The sequence below is a fragment of the Paenarthrobacter sp. 10L412 genome (assembly GCF_056395565.1).
Map to the genome: position 1 here is coordinate 303,172 of NZ_JBFTJT010000004.1, position 6,842 is coordinate 310,013.

The window sequence follows — 6,842 nt, forward strand, 5'->3', positions numbered from 1 at the left end:
CAGTGAAGCCCATGCGCCCCGCGGTCCTGGTCATCATCGCCATCATCGCTGCCGCCATCGGTTGGCTGGCCACGGCGGCAACCAACCGCTTCAGCATGCCCACACCCGTGCTTCCGGTTTCCGCGCTGGTCACCATGGGCGTCATCGCCGTGCTCACCCTGATCATGGGAATCCGGGTGCTGCGGTGGCGCAACGGCAAGAAGAAGAACCTGCTCAACCCGATCCTGGCCGCCAGGACGCTGATTCTTGCCCAGGCCTGCGCATATGCAGGGACGCTCCTTCTGGGCTGGCATGCTGGCATCTCCTTTGACCTTCTGCGAATAGGAACCTTGCGCAGTGGTGAAGGCATCCTGTGGAACGCTGTCCTGCTGGGCGGCGGTGGCGTGGTGATGGTGGTCGTCGGCCTGGTGGTCGAGAGGTTCTGCCGAATCCCACCGGAAGACCTCGAAGGTGGCACCCCTGGACCGGAAACCCGCCGCGGGGAAGCAAAAGGCGAAGGCGAGTATGCGTACCGAGGCGATTGACCCTCCCGGCGTCCAGTGGCTGCGGGTCTCCCCGAAGTACGTCACGGTCCGCTTGGTGGAGTGGGCCATCGGAAACCTGGTGATGGTGGCGATCCTCAGCCTTCCCCTCGTGTTTGTGCAGCTGGGTTGGTGGCGTTGGCCTCCGCTGTGGCTCGCCGCCACGGTACCTGCGGTGATGCTCGTTCTGGCGTTGTGGCGGCTCGTGCTGATTCCGCGCCAAGTCCGCGCAATCGGTTACGCAGAGCGCGATGACGATCTTCTCATCCGCCGTGGCATCTTTTTCCAGCGGACCATGGTGGTCCCGTATGGACGCATGCAGTACGTGGATGTGTCTGTTGGTCCGGTGGAACGTGGGCTGGGACTCTGTACTTTGAAACTCCATACGGCGTCCGCCGGAACCAGCGCATACCTTCCTGGGCTTCCTGCCGAGGAAGGCGCACGGCTGCGTGAACAGCTTTCGGCACGTGGAGAAGCCAGGCTGGCCGGGCTGTGAGCCCGGAGGGTAGCGCCACCGTGGGCCTCCCCGCTAAAGCCGACGACGGCGAGTGGCGGCGCGTGCATCCAGCGTCGCCGTTCGTGCGCGGCTGGGTGGCGCTGGCCGCCGTCGGATACTTTTTCGGTCGCGACGCCTTTGAACGCATACTGCAGGGCCGCGACATCCTCGATCCCAACCTCAACGGACGGGTGCCCTGGCTGTTGGCCGGTGGCGGCATTGTGCTTCTCCTGACCGTGGGTGGGTTCATCCTGAGCTGGTATTTCACGCGCTATCAGGTGGCCGAGGGCTATGTCCGGGTCAACACCGGCTTCGTGTTCAAGCAGCAGCGGCAGGCACGGCTGGACCGCGTCCAGGCGATCGACATCGTGCAGCCCCTTTTGGCGAGGATTTTTGGCCTCGCTGAACTCAAGTTTGAAGTCGCCGACGCCGGAGAATCGGCCGTGCGGCTCGCTTACCTTCCGCTGGCCCAAGCCAAACAGTTGCGCGCCACTATCCTTGCCCGTGCCGCCGGAGTGGTGAGTGGACCGGAGACTCCGGAAGAAATCCCCGAAGCGCCGGAGCACGTTGTCTTGTCCGTGCCACCTTCCCGGCTTATTGGCTCGCTCCTGCTGAGCGAGCAAACCGTCGGTATCCTGCTCGGTGCCGTGGCATCCATAGCCATCTCCGTGTACACCGAAAACAGCGCCATCTTCCTGGCGCTGATCCCGGCCGTGCTGGGCATCGGTGCTGCTTATTGGAGCTCATTCAACAAGGGCTACAACTTCACTGCCGCGATCTCCCCTGATGGGATCCGGCTGCGTTACGGGCTTCTGGACACCCAAGCCCAGACCTTGCCCCCGGGCCGAATCCAGGCGCTGAAAGTCACTCAGCCGCCCATCTGGAGGATCTTCGGCTGGTACCGCATGCAAGTTAACGTGGCCGGTTACGGTGGTGCGGCAGGCAATGAGAACGCTGCCCGGACCACCTTGCTGCCGGTGGGCATGAAGCCGGACGTCATGCGGATGCTGTCCCTCGTGCTGCCGGACCCGGGTGTTGAGGATCCGGAACGGGTTTTCACTTCCGGGCTGGAGGGGTTGGCTGGGCTTGAGGGTGTGGCTCCGGCGGGTTCCGGCTCAGCCGGGTCTACCGGGTTCACTTCCACGGATGGTTTCGTCACTACTCCGCGCCGCGCCCGGCTCCTGGCACCGCTAGGCTGGCGGCGCAACGGTTTCCTGGCCACGCGAACGGCATTGTTGATTCGATCCGGCCGGTGGTGGCGCACTCTGGTCCTGGTTCCCCATCAGCGCACACAGTCCATGGCCTTGCAGCAAGGTCCCCTCGCGCGGCGTTTCGGAGTGGCTGATCTTGTCCTCCACACCACGGCGGGACCTGTTGTGCCACGCCTCTATCAGGCCGACGTGGAGCAGGCTGTGCAGCTTTTCGACCAGCAGGCTGCCCGCGCCCGCGAGGCGAGAAAGCGGCAGACCAGCGAGCAATGGCTTGCGCAGGTAAGCGGCCAGGCTCCACCACGATCATTACCGCAAGCACCGCCCCAATCACTACCGCAAGCACCAACGCAGGAGGACCCCCAGCATGGTTAGGCCAGGAAGACTCGGAGTCGGGATCATCGGCGCCGGCAAGGTGGGTGCAGTCCTTGGTGCCGCTTTGCGCGCGGCCGAGCACGCCGTCGTCGGGGTTTCTGCGGTATCCGAATCGAGCCGCGAGCGGGCGGAAACGCTGTTGCCGGGGGTCCCGATACTTGGAATCCAGGACATTGTGGAGCGATCGGAACTGGTGCTGCTTGCCGTTCCTGACGATGCCCTTGGCGAGCTTGTTGCTGGACTCGCGAAGCTCGGTGCGTGGCAACCGGGTCAACTGGTGGCTCACACCTCCGGCCGTTTCGGCGTCGGGATCCTGCAGCCGATCCGCACGGCCGGCGCCATTCCGCTGGCGATGCATCCCGCCATGACTTTCACCGGTATGAGCCTTGACCTGACCCGCCTCATGGATTGCACGTTCGGAATCACCGCCGACGCCGCTATGTTGCCGATTGCCCAAGCACTGGTTGTGGAGATGGGTGCCGAGCCGGTTGCGATTGCCGAGGCCGACCGCACCCTGTACCACGCCGCCCTCGCGCACAGCTCCAACCACATGGTGACGCTTGTTGCGCAGGCGTCGCAGTTGCTGCGGGAAATCGGAGTCGAATCCCCGGAGTCCATGCTGGGTCCGTTGCTGCGGGCCACACTGGAGAACGCTCTTGCGTCCGGCGAGTCTGCGTTGACCGGTCCCGTCGCGCGCGGCGACGTAGGCACCGTTGCTGCGCACGCCCAAGCGCTGAAAGAATACGACGGCGGTGCGGGCGGGGACGTGCTCGCGGCCTACCAGGCCATGGCCCGGGCGACGGCCCGGCGTGCCGGAAACCGCGGACTGCTGCGCCCTGAACAACTGACTGACATTGGCGAGGCCTTGGGAACAGAGCCCACCGCGCCGGAAGGAATCTGAACAGCATGGCCATCAAACTCGTGACCACCGCGGCCGAACTGCGTGCCGAAAGCGCGCGGCTCCTTGCTTCCAAGCGAGGAAGTTCCCAGGGCCTGGTGCCGACCATGGGGGCCCTGCACTCCGGCCATGCAGCCCTGGCAAAGACCGCCGTGGCAGAAAACGACGTCGTGGTAGCCACGATTTTCGTCAATCCGCTCCAGTTCGGCGACGCCGTGGACCTCGACCGCTATCCCCGCACCCTTGACGCCGATATGGCCCTCCTGGATGCCGAAGGAGTGGACCTTGTCTTCGCGCCCTCCGTGGACGAGGTGTACCCCGGCGGGCAGCCGCTGGTTCGCGTCACGGCGGGTCCGCTGGGCGGGAAATGGGAAGGCGCCTCACGCCCGGGACACTTCGATGGCGCCCTGACAGTGGTAGCCAAGTTGCTGCACTACGGAATTCCGGGCGGTGCAGCTGCGGACGGTTCTATGCCTGCCTACCGTGCCTACTTTGGCCAGAAGGACGCCCAGCAACTTGCCCTCGTGAAGCGAATGGTCGCGGATCTGAACTTCCCCGTGGGGATCGTGCCCGTGCCCACCGTCCGTAGTGACGACGGGTTGGCGCTTTCCAGCCGTAACCGCTTCCTCTCGGACGAAGAACGCGAGGCCGCGCTGGTGCTCTCACGCGCTCTGCGCCTTATCGAGTCCCGCGCGAATGCACATGAACCGCTGGACCTGGATTCCGCCGTCGCGCTTGTTGAATCCCAGCCGCTGGTGGAACTGGACTATTTCGACGTCGTGGACCCCAACACTCTTGAGCCGCTGGCGGAGAACTGCAGAGAAACTCCGTTCCGCGGCGAAGGGCTGGCAATCATTGCCGCCAAGGTGGGCCCCGTGCGGTTGATAGACAACCTTCCGCTTAATTCCTGAGGTTGAATACCTAACGTTTGGATTTTCTGCTGACGGGAATCTCCTGGGCGTCTAGACTGTTCCTGTCTTCACCGGCACCGATCGCCGGAATCCAAGCCCAAACCTGAGGAATCCTCATGTCTACCGACGTCACGTCCGACGCCAACAGCGAGCCCGGTTCCGGCGCATCCGCAAGTGCTGCCTCCACAGAGGAAGCGCTCACGCAGACTCCCGTATCAGGGAAGATGTCCCGCGAATCCGTCACGGTCATTGTCACCTTGTTGGTTGCCACCTTTGTGGTAATCCTCAACGAGACCATCATGAACGTGGCGCTCCAGCGGCTGATGACCGATCTCAAGGTGGATGCGCCCACGGTCCAGTGGCTCGCCACCGGGTTCATGCTGACCATGGCGGTCGTCATTCCCACCACCGGGTTCATCCTGCAGCGATTGACCACCCGTGGCTCGTTCATGCTCGCGATGGGACTCTTCAGCGGCGGAACTCTGCTCGCCGCCCTGGCACCCGGGTTCCCCGTGCTGCTCCTTGCACGCATCGTCCAGGCTGGCGGCACAGCCATCATGCTGCCATTGCTGATGACCACCATTCTCACTCTCGTACCGATGTCCCGGCGCGGAGCCGTGATGGGTAACGTCAGCATCGCCATCTCGGTCGCTCCCGCTATGGGCCCAACCGTTTCAGGCATCATCCTGGACCACTTCTCGTGGCGCTTCATGTTCGTGTTCGTGCTCCCCGTAGCGCTGGCTGCCTTGGCTATCGGCGCCAAGTACCTCACCAACGTGGGGGAGCGCGGGAAGACCGGTTTGGACTTCACTTCAGTGGTCCTCACGGTGCCTGCGTTCGGTGGCCTTGTCTATGGCCTCAGCCAGATCGGTGGCGCCAACGCCGGGGTGGTCCCGATCATCGCACTCGTCGTAGGAGTCGTGTGCCTGGCGCTGTTCGTCTTCCGCCAGCTCAAACTGCAGAAGACCGATTCGCCACTGCTGGATCTCCGGGCCTTCAACTTCCGAATGTTCACGGTGTCCACACTGCTGATGGTTGTAGCGATGATGGCCCTGTTCGGTGGCGTCATCCTGCTCCCGCTCTACCTGCAGAACACCCTGCACCTGCAGCCGATGGAAACCGGCCTGGCACTCTTGCCCGGCGGTTTGGCCATGGGTCTGCTGGGTCCTGTAATCGGGAGGATCTTCGACAAAGTGGGTCCACTGCCGCTGACCGTATCCGGTTCAGTCCTCATGGTCCTGACGCTCTGGCAGTTTTCGCGCCTGGACCAGGCCAGCGCCCTGGGATGGGTGATTGCCCTGCACGTAACGTTGAGCCTCGGCTTGGCACTCCTCTTCACGCCTGCCTTCACCACGGGCTTGAACCCGCTGCCTCCGCACCTGTACTCCCACGGATCGGCCATCATGAGCACGGCCCAGCAGGTGGCCGGTGCCGCTGGCACTGCACTACTCGTGTCCATCTTCGCCGTGGTGTCCGCATCCTCCGGCCTGGTAGCCGGCATGCAGGCCGCCTTCCTGGCGGCCACCATCATTGCCGGAGCTGCAGTGGTGCTCGGTGCGATGATGCGCAAGACCGAGGGCGCAGGCCACGGAGGTCACTGAGTTCGGGCTGGGCTCAGCTGTTCGGCGGGTCAGGCCGGGCCGTGTGGGTGGTCCGGCTGGGCCGGTCGTGCGGCTGGGTCGGGCCGGTTGGCGGGCATCCTCGGCGCGCTCGGTCGTTCCTCCCTTAGACGCGCGCTGCCGGATGCCCGCCAACCGGCCTCTTGCCTTTCCCAACGTTCTCTCACATCCTGGCCTGTTTTACCCGACGTTCTCTCACATCCTGACGTGTTTGGACCGATGTTCTTTCACGTCCTGACGTGTTTGGACCGATGTTCTTTCACGTCGTGAGGTGATTGCGGCCGGCCGCTGATAGGCCCGACGGCGGATCCTGGGTGCCGCTTCAAAGGGCGGCTATTGCCGCCGTTTCTTTGTGTGACCGGCTTCACGGACAACGGTTTTGCGGATATTGAGGTGTTTCCGGGCTGTTTTCCCAGTGTTTACGGGGTTTTGGGTGGTGTCTGAGTGGATTTGTTCGGACGGTATGGCACGTGTAAAGTTATCTGAGTCGCCGCCGCTGATGCGGAAATAATGGTGACGAAATCCCCTTCAAATTGCCGGTTTCCGGTGGTGCTTTTTGCGCCTCCGATCTGGTTGGGGGACCTGAGGACGGTTTGCTTCATGCGACCGAATCGGGTAASTTTGAAAAGTTGCTCCGGAGCGATCCTGTGGCCCTGTAAGGGTCYGGTGGTGCCGGTTAGTGTCTGTTGTTTGAGAACTCAATAGTGTGCCAAGTTTGTTGATGCCGATTGTTTTATTGATTGGTTGAAATTATGGCCGGATTGCTGCGCACCCCCGTGTGTGGTGGTCTGGTTTTCAGCTGGTTTCGAATTTT

The 6,842-nt window shown here is 63.2% G+C and carries 6 protein-coding genes; all 6 read left to right on the forward strand.

All coding sequences use genetic code 11. From position 1 onward, the window contains the following. Window positions 1-2 precede the first annotated feature (2 nt). On the forward strand, window positions 3-524 hold the full coding sequence (locus tag AC1DD7_RS06625) for a DUF3180 domain-containing protein (RefSeq protein ID WP_477514307.1): 522 nt from the start codon (window positions 3-5) through the stop codon (window positions 522-524). Next, the gene (locus AC1DD7_RS06630; RefSeq protein WP_431117454.1) at window positions 505-1,017 is read left to right on the forward strand and encodes a PH domain-containing protein; all 513 of its coding nucleotides are present in this window, start codon (window positions 505-507) and stop codon (window positions 1,015-1,017) included. Before AC1DD7_RS06625 ends, AC1DD7_RS06630 begins: the two co-directional genes overlap by 20 nt. Next, the gene (locus AC1DD7_RS06635) at window positions 1,014-2,600 is read left to right on the forward strand and encodes a PH domain-containing protein (RefSeq protein WP_477514308.1); all 1,587 of its coding nucleotides are present in this window, start codon (window positions 1,014-1,016) and stop codon (window positions 2,598-2,600) included. Before AC1DD7_RS06630 ends, AC1DD7_RS06635 begins: the two co-directional genes overlap by 4 nt. Further along, window positions 2,593-3,501, forward strand: coding sequence for a Rossmann-like and DUF2520 domain-containing protein (locus AC1DD7_RS06640; RefSeq protein ID WP_431117456.1), 909 nt, complete (start codon window positions 2,593-2,595; stop codon window positions 3,499-3,501). The genes AC1DD7_RS06635 and AC1DD7_RS06640 overlap by 8 nt, the downstream gene beginning before the upstream one ends. A gap of 5 nt (window positions 3,502-3,506) precedes the next feature. Beyond that, a complete protein-coding gene (gene panC / locus AC1DD7_RS06645; protein WP_477514309.1) occupies window positions 3,507-4,409 on the forward strand; it encodes a pantoate--beta-alanine ligase in 903 nt (300 codons plus the stop codon). Between the two features lie 116 nt (window positions 4,410-4,525). Continuing rightward, on the forward strand, window positions 4,526-6,010 hold the full coding sequence (locus AC1DD7_RS06650) for a DHA2 family efflux MFS transporter permease subunit (protein WP_431117458.1): 1,485 nt from the start codon (window positions 4,526-4,528) through the stop codon (window positions 6,008-6,010). Window positions 6,011-6,842: the final 832 nt, after the last annotated feature.